Genomic DNA, 20,927 nt, shown 5'->3' with positions numbered 1-20,927 from the left:
TGGAACTATTATTTATCTAACACCTGTCGGATATATCTGCCTGTGTAGGAAACCGGATTGTCAGCCACCTGTTCCGGTGTTCCCTGCGCAATAACAGTTCCGCCCTTATCTCCGCCTTCCGGGCCCATATCAATGATATAATCCGCAGTCTTAATAACATCCAGATTATGTTCGATCACAAGAACGGTATTTCCATCTGCGGAAAGTCTGCGCAAAATTTCCGTAAGTTTGTGCACATCTGCAAAATGCAGTCCGGTTGTCGGTTCATCCAGAATATAGATGGTCTTTCCTGTACTTCTCTTACTCAGTTCTGTTGCAAGTTTGATTCTCTGCGCTTCTCCTCCCGAGAGCTGTGTCGAAGGCTGTCCCAAGCGGATATAAGAAAGTCCTACATCGTACAGAGTTTCCATTTTTCTGCGGATACTTGGTACATTTTCAAAAAAATGCAATGCTTCTTCCACCGTCATATTCAGCACATCATAAATACTCTTACCCTTGTATTTTACCTCCAGAGTTTCTCTGTTATACCTCTTTCCGTGACAAACTTCACAAGGCACATATACGTCTGGCAGGAAATGCATCTCTATTTTTAAAATACCGTCTCCACTGCAGGCTTCACATCGTCCGCCCTTCACATTGAAACTGAATCTTCCTTTTTTATAGCCTCTTGCTTTGGCATCCGCTGTTGACGCAAAAAGATCACGGATCAGATCAAAGACGCCGGTATACGTGGCAGGATTTGACCTCGGTGTACGCCCAATTGGAGACTGGTCAATGGCAATTACTTTGTCAAGCTGTTCCAGTCCTTCAATATTCTTGTGCTTTCCCGGAATTGTTCTGGCACGGTTCAAATCCCTGGCAAGTCTTTTATATAAAATTTCATTTACAAGAGAACTTTTCCCCGAACCTGAGACACCGGTTACACAAGTCATAATGCCAAGCGGAATCTCCACATCGATCCCTTTTAAATTGTTCTCTTCTGCATCGGTAATTTTCAGCCAGCCTGATGGCTTCTCCCGCACTTCCGGCACCGGTATCTTCTTCTTGCCACTTAAATATGCTCCTGTTATCGAATCCGGATTCGCCATGATTTCTTCAGCAGTTCCCTCTGCTACAACTTTTCCACCATGTTCTCCCGCTCCCGGTCCAATATCAACAATATAATCTGCTTCCCGCATTGTATCTTCATCATGCTCTACTACAAGAACTGAATTGCCCAGATCACGCAGATGTTTCAGCGTATTTAATAATTTATCATTATCTCTCTGATGAAGTCCGATGCTCGGCTCATCCAGAATATATGCCACACCTACCAGGCCGGAACCGATCTGTGTTGCAAGCCGGATTCTCTGCGCTTCCCCTCCGGATAACGAACCGGTTGCTCTTCCAAGTGTCAGATAATCCAGCCCAACATCCAGAAGAAATCGGATTCTTGCACGGATTTCCTTTAAAATCTGTCCCCCGATCAACATCTGCTGTTTGTCTAATTCCAATGTTTCCAGGAACTGATGCAGTTTTTCAATAGAGAGGTCTGTCAGTTCGGCAATATTGCATCCTCCGACAGTTACTGCCAGCGCTTCCGGTTTTAGCCTCTGCCCTTTGCAGGCACTGCACGGCGTAATCCTCATGAATTCTTCATATTCTGCTTTCATTGTCTGGGAACCCGTCTCTCGGTATCTGCGTTCCACGTTGCGGAGCAGCCCTTCGAAAGCGACATCATACACACCTTCTCCACGCTGACCTTTGTAATAGACTTTCACTTCTTTTCCATCCGTTCCATGGATCAATATATCGTGGATTTTTTTCGGATATTCCTCAAAAGGTGTATCCAGTGAAAATTTGTACTCCTTGCTTAAAGCATCGAGAATCGCATAGGTAAAACTCTTCTTATCGGTACACGACTGCCATCCCAGTACCGTAATCGCACCTTCGGCGATGCTCAGTTTCTTATCCGGAATCATCAGATCTTCATCAAATTCCATTTTATAACCCAGTCCGAAACATTCCGGGCACGCACCAAACGGATTATTGAAAGAAAAGCTTCTTGGTTCGATCTCATCAATACTGATTCCGCAATCCGGACATGAAAAGCTCTGACTGAAATTCATCGTTTCTCCGTCAATAATATCTACCATCATCAGGCCCTCTGCCAGGTGTAACACATTCTCCACCGAATCTGTCAGTCGTTTTTCGATTCCAGGTTTTACAACGAGACGGTCTACGACAATTTCAATGTTATGTTTGATATTCTTATCTAATTTGATCTCTTCCGAGAGTTCATACAGATTCCCGTCAATCCGCACACGGACATATCCACTCTTCTTTGCACGGTCTAAAAGTTTCTCATGGCGTCCTTTTCTGCCACGGACTACAGGCGCAAGAAGCTGGATCTTCGTCCGTTCCGGAAGTGCCATAATCTGGTCTACCATTTGATCGACCGTCTGTCTTCTGATCTCTCTTCCACACTTTGGACAATGCGGGATTCCGATTCTTGCATATAATAATCGGAAATAATCATAAATCTCCGTTACCGTTCCAACCGTAGATCTCGGATTCCGGTTCGTAGATTTCTGGTCAATAGAAATTGCTGGTGAAAGTCCCTCAATGCTCTCTACGTCCGGTTTTTCCATCTGTCCCAAAAACTGTCTTGCATAAGAAGACAGCGATTCCATGTATCGTCTCTGTCCTTCCGCATAAATGGTATCGAACGCCAAAGAAGACTTTCCCGAACCACTAAGTCCTGTAAGGACAACCAGTTTATCTCTTGGAATATCCAAATCTACATTCTTCAGATTATGCTCATTGGCTCCCCGTATTCTTATATATCGATTGTTCTCTTTTCTATCCACCGTTTTTTATGCCCCTTTATTTTAATTGTTTCTGCAACTGCTGCATTTTTTATTCTATCTGGCTTTTTATCTGCCATTTTTCTTTATTCTTCCTTCTGTAGCTTCTTTAATTCTATTAATTTATCACGCAACTCTGCTGCCGCTTCGAAATTCAGCTCTGCTGCCGCTTTCTTCATCTGCTTTGTCACATCTGCGATCAGCTTCTCCAGTTCCTTTGCACTCATAGACTCCGGATCTTTTTCCATCTTCATCTCAGATGCAGCAACTTTCTTTGAAATACTGATCAGATCACGGACGCTCTTCTGTATCGTCTTTGGTGTGATTCCATGTTCTTCATTATATTTCATCTGGATTTCACGTCTCCTTGACGTCTCATCCATCGCTTTCTGCATAGATTCCGTGATCGTATCCGCATACATGATAACATGTCCTTCCACATTACGCGCAGCACGGCCGATCGTCTGTACCAGTGACGTCTCTGAACGTAAGAATCCTTCTTTATCCGCGTCAAGAATTGCCACAAGTGTAATCTCCGGAATATCCAAACCTTCACGCAAAAGATTGATTCCGACAAGCACATCGAAGACATCCAGTCGCATATCACGGACAATCTCTGTACGCTCCAGCGTATCAATATCCGAATGTAAATATCTTACACGGATGCCTACTTCCCGCATATAATCGGTCAGATCCTCTGCCATTCGTTTCGTAAGTGTTGTAATCAGTACTTTATTCTTTTTTGCGATCTCTTTATTCACTTCACCAATCAGATCATCAATCTGTCCTTCTACCGGACGCACTACAATCTCCGGATCCAGAAGCCCGGTCGGACGGATTACCTGCTCTGCCCGGAGAAGTTCATGCTCTTCTTCGTAAGTGCCTGGCGTAGCCGAAACAAAAAGTACCTGGTCAATCTTATTTTCAAATTCATCAAAACTAAGCGGACGGTTATCCAGTGCCGATGGCAGACGGAAACCATATTCCACCAGGGTACGTTTTCTCGACTGGTCTCCATGATACATTCCACCAATCTGCGGAACTGTCTTATGCGACTCATCAATCATCATTACAAAATCGTCCGGGAAATAATTCAGCAGCGTATTCGGCGGCTGTCCCGGAAGCAGTCCTGCCAGATGTCTGGAATAGTTTTCAATTCCGGAACAGAAGCCAGTCTCCCTCATCATCTCAATATCAAAATTTGTCCGTTCCGCAATACGTTGTGCTTCCAGAAGCTTTCCTTCGCCTTTGAAATATTTCACCTGGCTTTCCAATTCAAGCTCAATATCATGAATTGCTTTCTCCATACGTTCCTTTGGAACGACATAATGAGAAGCCGGAAATATTGCAATGTGATTCAATGTATTTTTAATCTCACCGGTAAGCATATCAATCTCTGAAATCCGATCGATCTCATCCCCGAAAAACTCAACTCTGATTGCAGTATCCCCACGGTCTGCCGGCACAATCTCTACTGTATCTCCCCGCACACGAAACGTTCCACGCTTGAAATCCATATCATTTCTGTCATATTGAATATCTATCAGCTGACGCAGTACTTCATCCCGGTCTTTCTCCATTCCCGGTCTTAATGATACCATCATCTGCTCAAAGTTCTCCGGTTCGCCCAAACCATAAATACAGGATACACTGGCAATTACGATTACATCTCTCCGTTCGATCAACGCCGCTGTTGCCGACAGTCTTAATTTATCAATCTCTTCATTTACAGAAGAATCCTTCGCAATGTAAGTGTCGGATGACGGAACGTAGGCTTCTGGCTGGTAATAATCATAGTAGGAGACAAAATATTCCACTGCGTTATCGGGGAACATCTCCTTGAACTCTCCGTATAACTGAGCTGCAAGTGTTTTATTATGAGCGATGACAAGCGTCGGCTTCTGTAATTGCTGAATCACATTTGCCATCGTAAAAGTTTTTCCAGAACCCGTAACCCCTAGTAAAGTCTGGCATTGATTGCCTTCCTTGAACCCTTTTACAAGCTCTGCTATCGCCTGTGGCTGGTCTCCGGTTGGCTTATATGGGGCTTTTAATTTAAAAGCATGTCCGTCCTGCGGGCTGCTTTTATGAGCAAGTAGCTGCCTATTGTCAGCGGATTGCGAATGTCCTTTTTCTGCATTCATGGTAACTCCCTCCATTCATGCTTATTGAACTACTAATGTTCAATAAGATGTGACTTTTAATCGCATTTATGCGATTGAAAAAGTTCTGTGAACTTTTTTACTATGATCATTATCAGCCAAAAATTCGTATCCAGATTCGTAACGAAAAGCTTATTTTATGGTGAATAGATGTGTTTCTCACCTCGTTACGAATAAAAGTCACAAAATTCATATTTGCGGATAAAACAGCACTCGGAAATACCTGATGATACCAGGCTCCGGTTCTGTCATATTTTTACTGTTTGTTCTTGTAACATTCCCTATTATATCAGACATTTTTTTGAAAGTATATAGATGAAGGTAAGAAAAAAGTACAAATGTTCGATTCTCATTTGTACTTTTCTATCTTACTACTATTCTATTTTTTATCATGCTGCGTTGAAATATTCCTCCAGGATTAAGTCTATTTCAATCACTTCTGAATAATCATAATACTGATCTTTCCGCTCTTTTGGAATAACTTCTTCAATAAATGCGAAACACCTTTTGAATTAAAGCTATTCTTCAGCAAAATAGTTGCATAGGTATTTCTCAACTGGTGAAAATGAATATCAGGCAAATCCAAGGATTTCAACAAGTCTTTATAGTATTTCTAATGCGCTGGTGTAAAAATGTTCTTCTGGCACATCAAGTCCCTCTCATGTTCATATGCGCCCTGCCTTTCTTGTTTCTTTAGAATACACCTTGCTCTTTTCATAATAAAATAAAGCTCTATTTTCTACAAATATTTTTATATTATATCATCCACACATAAAATCAAATACATAGTACTGTGAAATCAAAGTAAATATTTCTATCAACAGAACCTTTTATGACAACATCTCTTTCACACAAATACTCCGATAATCACTCGGTGATATTTTATATCTTTCTTTAAATACACGGTTAAATGTTCTCTGACTTTCAAATCCACTATCCAGACAAATGTTTGTAATAGAATCACTCGTATTTTCCAAACGATGGCATGCATAGTTCAGCCTTGCATCGTTAAGATATTGATTAAAGTTTCTATGGAATGTTTTGGAAAAGAGTCTGGATAAAACATATTTGCTCACCCCCAGATCTTTTGCCATCTTTTCCAGCGAAAATTTCTTCTTAAAATTTGCTGATATATAGGAAACTGTCTGGTAAATAAGATCGTTGCTCCCCACATTACTCTTTTCTACCAAATTTAATTTTCCTATGCAGCGTGCCAACACAATTTGAAGATATGCCTGAGCAACAGTAATATCCGACTGTTCTGTCTCTAAAATTGCATTTATAACCCTATATACCTCCGGTTCAACCTTTTCCGCTTTGATGATTGGGTATTCAGGAGCCATGGATTGCATGATATCTGCAAATTTTGCTATCGTAAATGGCGATGCAATCAGATAAGTCGCTTTATTTACACCGGGTGTCAGTACCTGATAGTGATGAATAACATCTGGAAATACAAAGCCTATATCTCCTTTTTCCATATGGTATAGTTCCTGTCCGACACCAATTTCTAATGCTCCACTTGTTACACAAACGATCTCCAGTGCATTATGAAGATGTGGTTCAATATGTTTTGATTTCCTATTTATTGCTATGATTTCCTCTTTTGTGTCAACATATTTTAACTGCATGAAATACTCCCCTTTGCAACATTTGTCTATATCTTCTTTCGATTTAGCAAGCAATCCTTTTACACCCATCTTATAATCAACTTGTAAATGAGAAAAGGAGGAATTGCAAATGAGCAACCTAAAAAAATATCTGAATGACCTTTTAGTATTCTACACTGAATATTTTCTTAAGGCCATTTCACAAAAATGAAGTGGTCCTTTTTTATTTTCAAAATACAGTTCAATCACTTTATATATAGAAAAAAGCACTGTCTCATCGAGCAATGACCAGACAACGCTTTCTCCTGTCAATTCTAATTTATGTCTGATGCATCTGTTACTTCATCTGCAGCAATTCCTTTTTCTGCTTTCAGTTTTTTATTTGCATCTTCTACATTCATTCTTGAAAGTACAAACATAATCAATACATCAAAGATTAACGGAAGCCACAGATACATAAACTGCATCATATCAAGTGCAGACTGCGGCTGAGTTGCATTTGTTCCGATATATCCACTGAACTCAAGCAGCCATCCAGCAACAGCAGTTCCAATACCTCCACCGATTTTTACGCCAAGAGAAGTACAAGAGTACATCGTTCCGTCAATTCTCTTTCCCTGTGTAAGATAAGTGTACTCAGAGCAGGATGCGATAACTGCATTCATATCTCCCTGCCATGGTCCCTGACCTAAAGCTGCAAGAGCTGTAAATGCCATCATCAGCGGAACACTGCCCATATATCCTGCAACAACAACAAGTGCTCTACCGATGACTGCTAAGATATAACCTCTTAAGTTCAGTTTATACATACCTTTCCACTTACCAACTAATGTCGGTGTGAAAAGCAGGGCAATGATCAGTGGAATATTTACTGCCCATGCAAATTGTCCAAACAAATTCTTATTTTTCAGTACCCATGTCATGTAATAAATGCCAGCTCCAATCATGGCACCATATAACTGCTGTAAAATATATGTTCCACAAATCATCATGTAATATTTGTTTTTAACAAGAAGCTTGAATGCCTGTACCATTCCGTACTTTTCATTATCATCCTTTACTTCTCCTTCGTTAAGTTCTTCCTCAGGAAGTTCCTTAACAGAAAGTGCTGAAATCGTATTTACGGCAAGACCAATGATTGCATAGATAATAGCAACCGTTCTCCATGCCGCAGCATCTCCACCACATTTATCTACAAATCCAACTGTAATCGCCTGAATCAGAAGACTTGTTGAAAATGCAAAAATAAAACGGTAAGATCCCATTTGCACACGCTCTTTGCTGTTCTTTGTAATCAGTGACGTAAGTGCTGAGTAAGCAATATTGTTTGCTGTATAAAACACACCATTTAACAGTGTATAAGAAATAAAGAACCATGCGTATTTAGCCGTTATTCCAAAGCTGACTGGTACTGCAAAGCAGCAGACCAGCGTAATGGCACAACCAATGTATCCGTATAGCATCCATGGCTTCGCTTTCCCCATTTTACTGTGTGTTTTGTCAATCATTGATCCAAAAAATATATCCGTAAAACCATCAAATAGTTTTGATACGGCAATCAGGGTACCTACGACACCTGCAGCAAGTCCTACTGAGTCCGTCAAATAGACCATCATAAAAGATGTCAGGAACGCATAGACTACATTACCTGCAATATCGCCTGATCCATATCCAATTTTGTTATACCATTTCAAATACTTTTTTTCTTCCATCGAATTTCTTTGCTCCTCATCTTCATCGCACTTAGAATCGCTTTCCTTGTTTACGGGTTACATGAAACTTTATTATCCCTTTACATACGGTATCAGCGTAAACTGGAACCGGAATAATACATCATCAAATCGGTACTGATCCAATACAACTGGACCACAACTATTAGAACCAATGCCATTTAATGCGTAGTCAACGCAAAATACTACACTATCTGATTCTGTCAATTCATAATTATGCGTTTTCTTCTCAAGTTCTTCCTGCGTATAATAAGAAGCATTGAATGAGAAGGTATTTTCCGCAGAGACCACAGTTCCATATCGGCTGTTGTTAAGCTCTACATATTCACAATCATAATGGCTTCCATTTTCCTGTGGGCGAATATAATCCTCATGCAAATCATCTACATTTGTCTGATACAAACCGTGGCTCGCAGCCTGATGTTTGTCACAATAGCTTTCCTGTGGTCCCATTCCAAAGTATCGTGCAGCTGAAAGTTTTTTATCCAGGAACATCCTCACACCAAATCTTGGCAGGTCCGGAAATTCATCATCTTTCGTTACTGCAATATCTGCATCAATCTTTCCAGCAGCTTCTATTTTCCATGTGATCGTCACATCAAGAATCTTCTGTACTGTCTCTGCCACAACGGATGCATGGCTTGTAATTTTCACACCATGCTTTCCCTGCACGACCTCTGTCGTGTAAGCTCTTGTATAAGCTTTATCATAATGGGCTTTCTTCCATTCAGACTTGATGTACATATCATTATCTGTTGGTGCCCTCCAGATATTTAATTCCATTGGGTGGTTCAGATATTCCCGACCTGCGAATTTCATCTCTGTAAAGAGTGCAGTACGTTTGTCTATGGTATAAGCAAATTCACGCCCCTTGATATGGATCTGTGTATCATTTTCATTTACCTGCAACTCAGAGTCCACTGCTGTTTTTTGTAGCCATTTCTCAGCAAGTTTACATTTTGCACCGTCTTTGCTTACCTCAATTTCATCGAATCCAAGAATATGGTCTTCATCCAACAGTGGCAATTCCTTTTTCAGATGGTAAATAAATTTTAAATAACATTTTCCACTCTCTGGCACATTGATTTTAAGGTTTATTTTTCCTTCACTGTGTGGTGCTGCTGAAACTTCTGGAAGTTTACCTTTGCTGATTACAAGCCCGTCCTGCGTCAGTTCATAACTGATCTTCACATAATCTTTCAAGTCATCAAAATCCATGTAGTTATGAAGCACCAGTTCTCCGCTTTCTTTGTCATAGGAAATAACCCTTGCCGGGCGATAAACATTCTTGTATTCCAAAAGTCCTGTATGTACCGTTCTGTCCGGATATACTAATCCATCCATACAGAAGTTGCCATCATGAATTTCTTCGCCATGGTCGCCCCCATAAGCATATATAGTCTTTCCATTCTCAGCAGTTCCATGAGCAATCGCATGGTCACACCATTCCCAGACAAAGCCGCCGCACATTTTATCATTATCCTGAATCATCTGGAAGTAATCTTCAAAATCTCCAGGTCCGTTTCCCATGCTGTGACAGTACTCTACCAAAAGGAAGGGTTTGCTTCCATCTTTATCCAGATATTCCTGAATTTCGGAAAGCGCCGGATACATCCGGCTGTACACATCCAGATTGCTGTAATCATATGTTTCATCATAATTACGGTATCTTGCACTCTCATATTGTGTGATGCGGTCTGGATCAAAATTCTTTGTCCATTCCAGTGCTTTTTCAAAGTTGCAGCCATAAGCACTCTCATTTCCCATTGACCACATAACAATACAGAAACGGTTTTTGTCACGTTCCACCATGAGTTTTACTCGATCAACGATTGCCTCTTCCCATACCGGATCATCTGCAATCTTCTCATTCCATCGTTTGAACCGATTGTAATCAGTGTCTTCTTTTCTGTAGATCATAAATGGACCATGAGCTTCAATATCTGCTTCATCTATTACCATGAATCCATACTTGTCACACATTTCATAGAAAAATGGTGCGTTCGGATAGTGGCTGGAACGGATCGCATTAAAATTATGCTGCTTCATTAACGTAAGATCGGTTGTAATCTGTTCCGGATTGATTGTAAATCCAGTAACCGGATCAGAATCATGTCGATTGACACCACGGAATTTAATCTTCTGTCCATTTAAATAAATAACCTGGTCTTTAATCTCTATCTTTCTTAATGCAATGTGATCTACAATTACTTCATTCTCTGTTTCAAGAATCAGTTTATATAGATATGGATTTTCTGTATTCCAAAGTTCCGGACTTGCAATTTCTAATACAGCTGTTCCTTCTTCAGCAATACTACCTAGTGCTACAACTGCTCCGTTTCTATCTTCAATCGAAATTTTTACATTTAACGGAGAGTAGAATTTCATTTCAATTTCTACTTTCGCAAGCATATCCTCAATTCTTGTTTTAATATGATAATCACTGATTGCCTGTTTTGGTCGTTTCAAAATGTACACATCCCGGAAAATACCACTCATACGGAATTTGTCCTGATCTTCCAAATAGGAACCATCACACCACTTCATTACCAACACTGCCACCGTATTCGTTCCATCCTGAAGTACATCGGTAACATCAAACTCACTGGTCATATGCGAAACCTGGCTGTATCCTACATAAGAGCCATTGATCCATACATAAAAGCAACTGTCTACTCCTTCAAAGTTCAAAAAAGCTTTTGATGCTTTCTCATCTCTACTGTACTCAAAAGTATGTACATAGGCTCCACACGGAATGTCCTGTGGCACATATGGTGGATCAAACGGAAATGGATACCGGATGTTTGTATACTGGTGTGTATCATATCCAGCCATCTGCCATACACTTGGAAGCTGAATCTCATCAAAATTTTCTGTATCATAATTCTTCTCAAAAAAAGAATCCTGAATGTCATAGATGCTGTTAAAATACTGGAACTTCCAAGTTCCATTCAATAACTGCATACGATCTGACTCTTCTCTGTGTTCCACCAAGTTATCCATTCTTCTGGATGCCGGAATATAATAGGCTCTGGCTGGCATTGTGTTTTCGTGCAGTACGCTTAGATTTTCATAATAACGTGGTACGATCATAAATAGCTCTCCTCCAATACATATACATTTTTTTGCACTTTGTTTTTCCAAAGCAAACCTTGTCTTTTACTTTTATGTTTACGTTTCTCTGTTTTGCTATATATATCTTATCCTAATCTGCAAAACATGTCTATGAATTGGATTAGACAAAATATGCACTAAATGATACAATGATAAAAAGTACGAAAAGAGGTGCTGTCCTATGTATTTGAACACCGGTTATTTGAACCACTCACATATGGATTTCAAAGACAAAAGTCGTCCGCTGATTGTAGGTAGCTGTGGTACTTACCGTCTTTCCAGACATCCCAAACTTCCGACCTACCGTCCAAGGGGTCGTCTGGATTATCAGATTATATATATCACTGCTGGTTGTGGGCATTTTCATTTTGATAATGTAAATAATGAAACGATTGTTCCAGCCGGCAACATTGTACTGTACAGACCGAAAGAACTCCAAAAATATGAATATTACGGAGAAGATAAGACAGAAGTATACTGGATTCACTTCACAGGAAGCAATGTAAAAAATATCTTACGTCAATATGGGTTTCCAGATAAAGAACATGTCTTTCAAGTTGGTACATCTAATGAATATGAACAAATTTTCAAGCATATTATTATCGAGCTCCAACGCTGTCAAGATAATTATGAGGAAATGCTTGTCCTTTTGCTACGTCATCTTCTGATCAGTTTCCACCGGGAACTGACAAGAGAGCACATATTAAAAAATGAATACCTTGATCATGAGATGGATAATGCTGTTACCTTTTTCAGTGAAAACTACAATCAAAATATCAATATTGATGATTATGCTGCCTCACGAGGCATGAGTGTCAGCTGGTTTATCCGAAATTTCAAAAAATATACCGGTTCTACACCAATGCAATTCATTGTGGGAATCCGCATCAACAATGCTCAGATGTTACTTGAAACAACAACTTATTCCATCAATGAGATTTCTAAGATTGTCGGATATGATAACCAGCTTTATTTCAGCCGGCTTTTTCACAAGCTGAAAGGATATTCGCCAAGAGAATACCGAAAAATAGTAAACGCTCAACAGCGAGTACATTGAAAAATTGAGAACCGCCGTAATTGGCGGTTCCTGGCTACTGTTGTTTTCGAATCCCTTCTGGAAGTTTTTTAGACCATGGTAACAGGTTCTCAAGAAAGGTTCGATCTTTTTGTTCCATATGTTTTGGAATCTCCTCCAGAAGATATACAAAATAATCATATGGCTTTAGGTTGTTTGCCTTTGCAGTTTCGGCAATACTATAAATGATTGCTGAAGAATGGGCACCATTGATCGTGTCAATCATCTGCCAATTTTTCTTGCCGATACAAAATCCTCGTATTACTCGTTCACTGGCATTATTATCAATAGGAACTTCTCCATCTTTTTAAGGTACGCAAATAAGGCATCAACTCCATACTGATCTATACTTATAAATGCTCTCGTCTGCGTTATGTATAATTGATATTTAAATTTCTGGCAAGCAGCGTCAATAAAAAGATACCCGGAAACTTTTACATTTCCGGATATCCTGTCTTATATCTTATATTATTTTACATCTTAGCCGAAAGACTGCTCTGTACGGTTGATGATCTCATCCTGTAACGGTTTGCTTAAGTTACGGAAGAAGTCACTGTATCCGGCTACACGAACGATCAGGTCGCGGTAGTCATCCGGATGTTTCTGTGCTTCGATCAATGTCTGTCTGTCAATGACATTGAACTGGATATGATGTCCGTCCATTGCGAAATAGCTACGGATCAGGCTGGACATGTTCTCAAGTCCTTTTTCTCCTGCTACAACATCCGGAGTAAATTTCTGGTTCAGAAGAGTTCCTGCTGTTGCAAGGTGATCCATCTTTGAGCAGGATTTGATAACTGCTGTAGGGCCGTTTGTATCAGCGGATTTCTCCGGTGAGATACCTTCAGATACCGGAACATTTGCTTTTCTTCCGTTAGCAGTTGCTCCGATTACTTCTCCGAAGTAAACGTGGCATGTTGTCGGGAGCATATCTACTCCGTATTTTCCGCCTCTCATAGTCGGACGTCCTGTAATCAAATCATGGTACAGGTTAAATACATCCTGCATGATAGAATCTGCATAGTCATCATCATTACCATACTTCGGTGTCTTATCATGTACCATACGATAAATTGCATCGTATCCTTCAAAGTTATGATCCATCGCTTCGATCAGTTCTTCCATTGTGAAGTTTTTCTTATCGAATACGTTATATTTAATTGCTGTGATACAATCTGTAACAGTTCCGATACCTACACCCTGGATATAGTTTGTATTGTATCTTGCTCCACCTGCATTGTAATCTTTTGCATTGCTGATACAGTCGTTTGTTACAACTGAAAGGCACGGTGCAGGCATGTTCTCTGCATATAATTTCTCGATTACATTATTTCCACGTACTTTGATATCGATGAAATGTTTCAGCTGTTTCTGGAATGCATCCCATAATTCTTCATATGTCTTGAAGTCTTTTGCATAACCAAGTTTCAGACCGAGCTGTTTGCCGGATTCATTGTCAAATCCATTATAAAGTGTAAGTTGGAATACTTTCGGGATGTTCAGATATCCGGTCAGGATATATGCTTCACTTCCCCATGCTCCTGTCTCAACGCATCCTGAAGATCCGCCGCGGCGTGCATCTTCCAGTGATTTACCTGCATTGATAAGCTCCATTGTCTGTGCTTCTGTATTGTAGAATGCCGGCTGTCCCCATCCTTTTCTTGAGATCTCGCATGCTCTCTTTAAGAAACGTGCCGGTGTCTTCTTGCTGATTGTTACGTTAGAGTTTGGCTGAACCAGTTTCATCTCGTCCATACAGTCAAGGATCAGATAGCTGACTGCGTTAACTCCATCGCGTCCGTCCGGCGTCACACCACCTGTATTGATATTTGCAAAATCTGTGTATGTAGCACTTTCTTTTAGTGTGATACCTACTTTTACCGGTGCCGGCTGGTTGTAGAATTTCACCCATAAGCACTCTAACAGCTCTTTTGCTCTATCATCATCCAGAATTCCTGCTTCCGTATCTGCCTCGTAGTATTTGATCAGATGCTGGTCAAGACGTCCCGGGCTGAATGCATCCCATGGGTTCAGCTCTGTTGTAACTGCCAGATGTGTGAACCAGTATAACTGGATTGCCTGCCAGTATGTCTTTGGTGCATGTGCAGGAACAACTTCCAAGTTGGCTGCGATCTGTTTTAATTCTTCTTTACGAACCGGATCAGCTTCTTTCTCAGCCATCTCCAGTGCTAATTCATGATATCTCTCGCCAAGGATGATCACTGCGTCGCAGGAAATATCCATAGCTTTTAACTCTTCCATCTTGTCGTATGCTTCCGGATCATTTAAGAAATCAAGCGAATCCATTGTCTTCTTGATTTTCTCTTTGTAATCCATATATCCGGTTGTAAATACCTGTTCTCCACCACATGTATGTCCCGGTCCTCTCTGCTCCATGAACTCGGTGAACATACCTGCTGAATAACAGTCATTCCACTCCGGAGTCATAGTTGCAAGAAGTTTTTCTCTCATGCTGCGTCCCTGCCAGAATGGGATGATCTCCTCTGCCTGAAGCTTTCTGTCTTCTTCTGTTGTATGGAAAGATACAAGGTCACGCTCGCTCATAACTGTCATATCTTCTACGCTGTGGCAACAAAGTTCCGGGAATGTCGGAGATGCCTGCGGGTCTTTTCCTTTTTCACCTACGATCAGTTCTCCATCACCCAGATATAATGTCTTCTTGGAGAAATACTCTTTTAATACCATAGATCTCATTACAGGAATAGAATATTTTCCATCATTCTCTCTGTAAAAATCTGTCTCGATCTTCGCTCTCTCCAAGTCGATATGTACCGGTGTTGTTACACTCAGTTCTCTCAGTTTCTGAATTCTTTCATTCATGCCTCTTTTTGCCATTGTTTTAACCTCCTATTCTGGTATTTGAGAAGCCTTCATCCTGGAAAAGTTTTACAAAACCTTCCATCTCTTCATTTGTTGGTGCCGTTAAATCAGTTCCTTTATATTCCATATCCAGTTTTGGATACTTGCTGCTTCCTGTATTATGGTACGGCAACAGATTCACCTGTGCCGGATGGATATTGTGTTCTTTTAAGAACTGAATGGTTGCCTTCATATTCTCATCATTGCCATTCACTTCTTTGACTGTCGGAATACGGATGTAAATCCTTGCTCCCGCATCCGCTAATTTCACAAGGTTCTCAAGAATCAGTCTGTTATCTACGCCTATGTACTTCTTATGAAGCTCCGGATTCATCACTTTCACATCATATAAAAATGTATCTACATACGGTAAAACCGCTTCAAATTTATCATACGGCACATATCCGCACGTATCAATTGTTAAAGAAATCTCTTCCTTCTTAAGTGCTTTGGCAATTTCCAGCACATACTCCGTAGACATTGCCATAACTTCTCCGCCGGAAAGAGTAACACCGCCGCCGGATTGCTCGTAGAACATCAGATCCTTCATCAGTTCTTTTACCAGTTCTTTTACCGGATACTCTTCTCCCACTGTCTCACGGATTCCTTCCGGGCAGTAATTCTCACACTTTCCGCAAAGATTACACAGAGATTTGTCAAGAACCGGTTTTCCCTCCGTCATTGAAATCGCGCTCTGCGGACAGACTTTTGCACAGGCTCCGCATCCAATGCATTTTTCCTTATCGTACTGAAGTTCTCTTTCAAATCGCTGCGTCTCCGGATTGTGACACCAGACACATTTCAGCGGGCATCCCTTAAAAAAAACGGTAGTACGAATTCCATCTCCGTCATGAATAGAATACTTCTGGATATTCGTAATATAATTCATGATCTTACTCCTTCCCGTTACTTTTGTTTTACTGTTAGACTTTTGTTTGTACTTTAGTCTAATAATAGCAAAGAAAGAGAAGTTTGTCAATCTGTTATCAAACTTCTCTTTCCTTATTCTCTTATTCTTCGCGCTGTCTCCATGCCGTTTAATTCTTTCATGTAGGTGTCAAGAAACAGCAGTTCCATAGCAGTACTGTATTCAAAAGGTTTCTTTCAATCTCTACATCTTCACAGATGACAATTTCTCTCATCCATTACTCCTCTTCATTCTTCTCCATAAATTCCGTCTCAACCAGCTCCCATATCTCATCTCTTCCCTGCTTCGTCACAGATGAAAATGGAATAACAATCGTTCCCGGAAGCAGATTTAATCCTTGGCGAATTGCTTTGATCTGCTTTTGTACCTGGCTACGCTTGATCTTATCTAATTTAGTCGCGATAATGATCGGATTGAATCCCTGCTCCACGATCCAACTGTACATCAGTTTGTCGTTTGCAGACGGATCATGCCGGATATCAATCAGAAGAAAGACTGCCTTCAACTGTTCCGATCCATGGAGATACCGCTCAATGAGCTGACCCCATTTCGCTTTTTCCTGCTCAGATACTTTTGCATATCCATATCCCGGAAGATCTACCAGATATAATTCTTCATTAATATTGTAAAAATTAATCGTCTGTGTCTTTCCTGGTGTCGCGGAAATACGCGCAAATGATTTCCGATTCATGAGAGCATTAATGAGGGATGATTTTCCAACATTTGATTTTCCTGCAAATGCAATTTCCGGATGTTCATTTTCCGGTAATTTACTTGTAATTCCACATACTGTTTCCAGATTCAGGCTTCTTATAACCATATTCTTTTCCCCCTTTTAACGCTTTAATGCAAGCTTCAATACTTCATCCATATGAGAAACCGGAATGATCTCCAGTCCTTTTGTAATCTCTGTTGATATCTCTTCTACATCCGCTTTATTTTCCTTTGGAACAAGAACTGTCAGGATTCCCGCATTTTTAGCAGCGAGAAGCTTTTCTTTCAGACCTCCGATTGGAAGAACCCTTCCACGCAGCGTAATTTCTCCGGTCATTGCCAGATCTGCACGGACTTTTTTCCCTGTAACAGCCGAAAAGATTGCTGTTGCCATTGTAATTCCCGCCGACGGACCATCTTTTGGCACTGCACCTTCCGGTATATGTATATGAATATCATGCTCTTTGAAAAATTTCTCATCAATCTTATGCTCCGAGCTGACGGAGCGGATATAACTGATACCTGTACGCGCGGATTCTTTCATCACATCTCCGAGCTGACCGGTCAGCAGGATTTCGCCTTCTCCCGGCATGACATTTACTTCAATCTGAAGCGTATCGCCGCCAACACTTGTCCATGCAAGTCCCCGCACAATACCAACTTCATCCTTGTCATTTTTCATCTGATAGCTGAACAGCTCTCTTCCGAGATAATGTTCCAGATTCCTTTCTGTCACGCGTACGGCTTTCTTCTTATCTTCCAAAATCTCTCTTGCTGTTTTGCGGCAGATATCAGCAATTTTACGTTCCATCTGCCTGACTCCGGCTTCTTTTGTATAATTTCTTGCAATCTTCCACAGAGCTTTCTTGCTGATCGACAGTTGTTTTTCTTTTAAACCGTGCTTTTTCAGCTGTTTCGGGATCAGGTGTTCTCTTGCAATATGAAGTTTTTCATTTTCCGTATAACTGCTGATCTCAATCACTTCCATACGATCTAAAAGCGGTCTTGGAATCGTCTGTAATGTATTCGCTGTTGTCACGAATAATACTTCCGAAAGATCCAGCGGAACCTCCAGGTAATGATCTCTGAAATTCTTGTTCTGCTCCGCATCCAGTACTTCCAGAAGTGCTGAAAATGTATCCCCTTTATAATCATTGCTGACTTTGTCGATCTCATCCAGAAGGAGCAGTGGGTTCTTCACTCCGGCGTTCTTCACAGCCGCTGCAATTCTTCCCGGCATCGCTCCGACATAAGTTTTTCTGTGACCGCGGATCTCTGCCTCATCTCGTACGCCTCCGAGTGAAATACGCACATACGGCTTCTTCAAAGCATGCGCCAGTGATTTTGCGATGGATGTCTTACCGGTTCCCGGAGGTCCAACCAGGCAAAGGATTGGTGCATCTGTGTTCTTCGTCAGAGCGCGTACCGCCAGAAATTCAAGCACACGTTCCTTTACTTTGTCCAGTCCATAATGATCTTCGTCCAGAATCTTTTTGGCATATGCAATATCTTTGTGTTCTTTACACATGTGATCCCACGGCATATCCAGCATCGTTTCGATATAAGTACGGATAACTCCCGACTCTGCCGGATTATTCATGGAATTACGGAATCTCCGTATCTCTTTGGAAATCTTCTCTTTTACTTCATCCGGTGCCTCCAGCGCATCACACTTCTGCTGAAATTCATCCGCATCCGATAACTGATTTTCATCTCCAAGTTCTTCACGAATCAGTTTGAGTTCTTCACGCAGAATATATTCCCGCTGGTTTTTATCCACACGTTCTTTAATCTTTTCCTGTAATTCTTCTTTAATATTAAGTACCTGAATCTCATTCACAAGCTTATAGGCAAGTTTGTCATACCGTTTCATAAGATTCGTTTCTTCCAGAAATTCCTGATATTCCAGATAAGACATCGGAACATTGGCATTGATCACATTTACCATTTTCTTAAGATTTGTGATCTGATCGATCTGATCTGAAAATTCCTTCGCAATCTTTGGATTTTTTGCCATGTATTCTTTGAAAATATCCCGGAGTCCCTGCACCATTGCTTCCAGATTGAGCGGTGACTGTTCTGCTCCGGTATCTTCCCATGAAGTATCCACATCCTCTCGCACTGCAACCATTCCGCGCAGATATGGCTCTTTAAACTCCAGATCAATGAGTTCTGCTCTCTGCTCTCCGCTTACCAGAACACGGCTGATCTTCTTCGGAAGCTTCACAATCTGCTTGATTGTTGCAATACATCCGATTCTGTGTATATCTGTCACATCCGGATCTTCTGTCTCTATCTCATACTGCCCTGTCAGGAAAATCTTCTCTCCTTCTGTCATAGCCTGATCAATTGCCTGCAGTGATTTCTCACGGCTCACATCAAAATGTGCCACCATCTCCGGCAGGATCGTCATTCCACGCAGTGCCACAACAGGCAGACTTATTCTTTCATTTTCCATATATACTCTCCTGTTTTATCTTCTTGGATCTCTTTCGTGCTTTTCTTATAAAACTGAAAGCTTCTCCGGCCCTTCTCATACAAAGTTGAAAAGCTTCTCCGGCTAATATATAAAAGCAGGCGGGCACAATTACCTGTACCCGCCCCATAATTACGCACTCTCTGAACTTATCATCTCATGCTCACATACAGGTTCACCAATGCCTTTTACTACATCTTTCGTAATCCTGCATGTCTTCAACGTCTCATCGGAAGGTGCTTTATACATAATATCCATCATGATGTTCTCCATAATTGCACGGAGTCCCCTGGCACCTGTTCTTCTCTTAAGTGACGTCTCAGCTATCTCTTCAAGCGCAGCCTTATCAAATGTAAGATCCACACCATCAAATTCCAGCATCTTCTGATATTGTTTCACAATTGCATTCTTTGGTTCTGTTAAAATAGATATTAACGCATCACGGTCTAACATCTCCAGTGTTACATTCACCGGCACACGTCCGACCAGCTCCGGAATCAATCCGAATTTTACAAGATCCTGTGGAAGGACCTGTTTCAGCAGACGATCCACGTCATCTTCATGCTTCTCTGCAATCTCTACATTGAAACCAATAGATTTCTGATCGATACGTTTCTCAATGATCTTCTCAATTCCTTCAAACGCGCCACCACAGATAAACAAAATATTCGTAGTGTCGATCTGGATCAGTTCCTGATGTGGATGTTTTCGTCCGCCTTGTGGCGGAACACTTGCCACGGTTCCTTCAATAATCTTCAACAATGCCTGCTGTACACCTTCTCCGGATACGTCTCTTGTAATTGATGGGTTCTCGGATTTTCTAGTAATCTTATCAATCTCATCAATATATATAATTCCATATTCTGCGCGCTCAATATCGCCATCTGCTGCCTGGATGATCTTAAGCAGAATGTTCTCAACATCTTCACCGACATAACCGGCTTCTGTAAGTGCAGTTGCATCCGCAATTGCAAATGGAACATTCAGGATCTTTGCAAGCGATTGTGCCAGAAGCGTCTTGCCACAACCAGTAGGTCCAAGCATCAGAATGTTACTCTTTGAAAGCTCCACACCGTCTCTTCCTGCCATAATCCGTTTATAATGATTATAAACTGCTACGGAAAGAACCTTCTTTGCTTCTTCCTGACCGATCACATACTCATCAAGAAATGCTTTGATTTCTTCTGGCTTTAACAGATTGATATCTGAGAACGGATTCCATCCGGCATTACTGTCCGGATTCATCTCCTCCTCGATAATCTCTGCGCACACTTCAACACAGTCATCACAGATATATACGCCTTCCGGTCCTGCGATCAGCTTACGCACCTGCGACTGTGTCTTATTACAAAACGAACATCTCACCTGATCATCGTTTCTTCCTGCCATTTT

General features: G+C 41.0%; 11 protein-coding genes and 1 pseudogene. 1 reads left to right on the top strand and 11 read right to left on the bottom strand.

The genetic code is table 11. From position 1 onward, the window contains the following. Positions 1-8: 8 nt before the first annotated feature. From uvrA to DW125_RS10735, 5 genes are all read right to left on the bottom strand, one after another. Entirely contained in the window at positions 9-2,849 is a 2,841-nt protein-coding gene (uvrA, locus tag DW125_RS10765) for an excinuclease ABC subunit UvrA (protein ID WP_117538125.1), read from the bottom strand. 83 nt (positions 2,850-2,932) lie between these two features. Continuing rightward, on the bottom strand, positions 2,933-5,005 hold the full coding sequence (gene uvrB, locus DW125_RS10760) for an excinuclease ABC subunit UvrB (RefSeq protein ID WP_117538124.1): 2,073 nt from the start codon (positions 5,003-5,005) through the stop codon (positions 2,933-2,935). Between the two features lie 833 nt (positions 5,006-5,838). Next, positions 5,839-6,639: a helix-turn-helix transcriptional regulator gene (locus DW125_RS10745; protein WP_117538123.1), complete on the bottom strand. Its 801-nt coding sequence runs from the start codon at positions 6,637-6,639 to the stop codon at positions 5,839-5,841. Positions 6,640-6,932: 293 nt separating this feature from the next. Further along, positions 6,933-8,330, bottom strand: coding sequence for an MFS transporter (locus DW125_RS10740; RefSeq protein WP_117538122.1), 1,398 nt, complete (start codon positions 8,328-8,330; stop codon positions 6,933-6,935). Between the two features lie 72 nt (positions 8,331-8,402). Next, positions 8,403-11,441: a glycoside hydrolase family 2 TIM barrel-domain containing protein gene (locus tag DW125_RS10735; RefSeq protein ID WP_117538121.1), complete on the bottom strand. Its 3,039-nt coding sequence runs from the start codon at positions 11,439-11,441 to the stop codon at positions 8,403-8,405. Between the two features lie 202 nt (positions 11,442-11,643). On the opposite strand from DW125_RS10735, the gene DW125_RS10730 reads away from it, so the two are divergent. Further along, positions 11,644-12,519, top strand: a complete 876-nt coding sequence (locus DW125_RS10730) for an AraC family transcriptional regulator (RefSeq protein ID WP_117538120.1) — start codon at positions 11,644-11,646, stop codon at positions 12,517-12,519. A 34-nt stretch (positions 12,520-12,553) separates the two neighbouring features. On the opposite strand, the pseudogene DW125_RS10725 reads toward DW125_RS10730, so the two are convergent. From DW125_RS10725 to clpX, 6 genes and pseudogenes are all read right to left on the bottom strand, one after another. Continuing rightward, positions 12,554-12,841 (bottom strand): annotated as a pseudogene (locus tag DW125_RS10725) (transposase domain-containing protein); the annotation flags it as partial. Between the two features lie 176 nt (positions 12,842-13,017). Then, on the bottom strand, positions 13,018-15,393 hold the full coding sequence (gene hypD / locus DW125_RS10720; protein WP_117538119.1) for a trans-4-hydroxy-L-proline dehydratase: 2,376 nt from the start codon (positions 15,391-15,393) through the stop codon (positions 13,018-13,020). 4 nt (positions 15,394-15,397) lie between these two features. Continuing rightward, positions 15,398-16,306, bottom strand: a complete 909-nt coding sequence (locus DW125_RS10715) for a trans-4-hydroxy-L-proline dehydratase activase (protein ID WP_117538118.1) — start codon at positions 16,304-16,306, stop codon at positions 15,398-15,400. 256 nt (positions 16,307-16,562) lie between these two features. Next, positions 16,563-17,165: a ribosome biogenesis GTP-binding protein YihA/YsxC gene (gene yihA, locus DW125_RS10710; protein ID WP_021859590.1), complete on the bottom strand. Its 603-nt coding sequence runs from the start codon at positions 17,163-17,165 to the stop codon at positions 16,563-16,565. Between the two features lie 15 nt (positions 17,166-17,180). After that, entirely contained in the window at positions 17,181-19,517 is a 2,337-nt protein-coding gene (gene lon / locus DW125_RS10705; protein ID WP_117538117.1) for an endopeptidase La, read from the bottom strand. A 150-nt stretch (positions 19,518-19,667) separates the two neighbouring features. Further along, the gene (gene clpX, locus DW125_RS10700; RefSeq protein WP_021859588.1) at positions 19,668-20,924 is read right to left on the bottom strand and encodes an ATP-dependent Clp protease ATP-binding subunit ClpX; all 1,257 of its coding nucleotides are present in this window, start codon (positions 20,922-20,924) and stop codon (positions 19,668-19,670) included. Positions 20,925-20,927 lie beyond the last annotated feature (3 nt).

It is taken from the genome of Dorea sp. AM10-31 (assembly GCF_003435815.1).
Lineage (GTDB): Bacteria > Bacillota > Clostridia > Lachnospirales > Lachnospiraceae > Dorea_D > Dorea_D hominis.
Note: the sequence above shows the minus strand (reverse complement) of the source record. Positions and strands in the feature narration are given on the sequence as shown.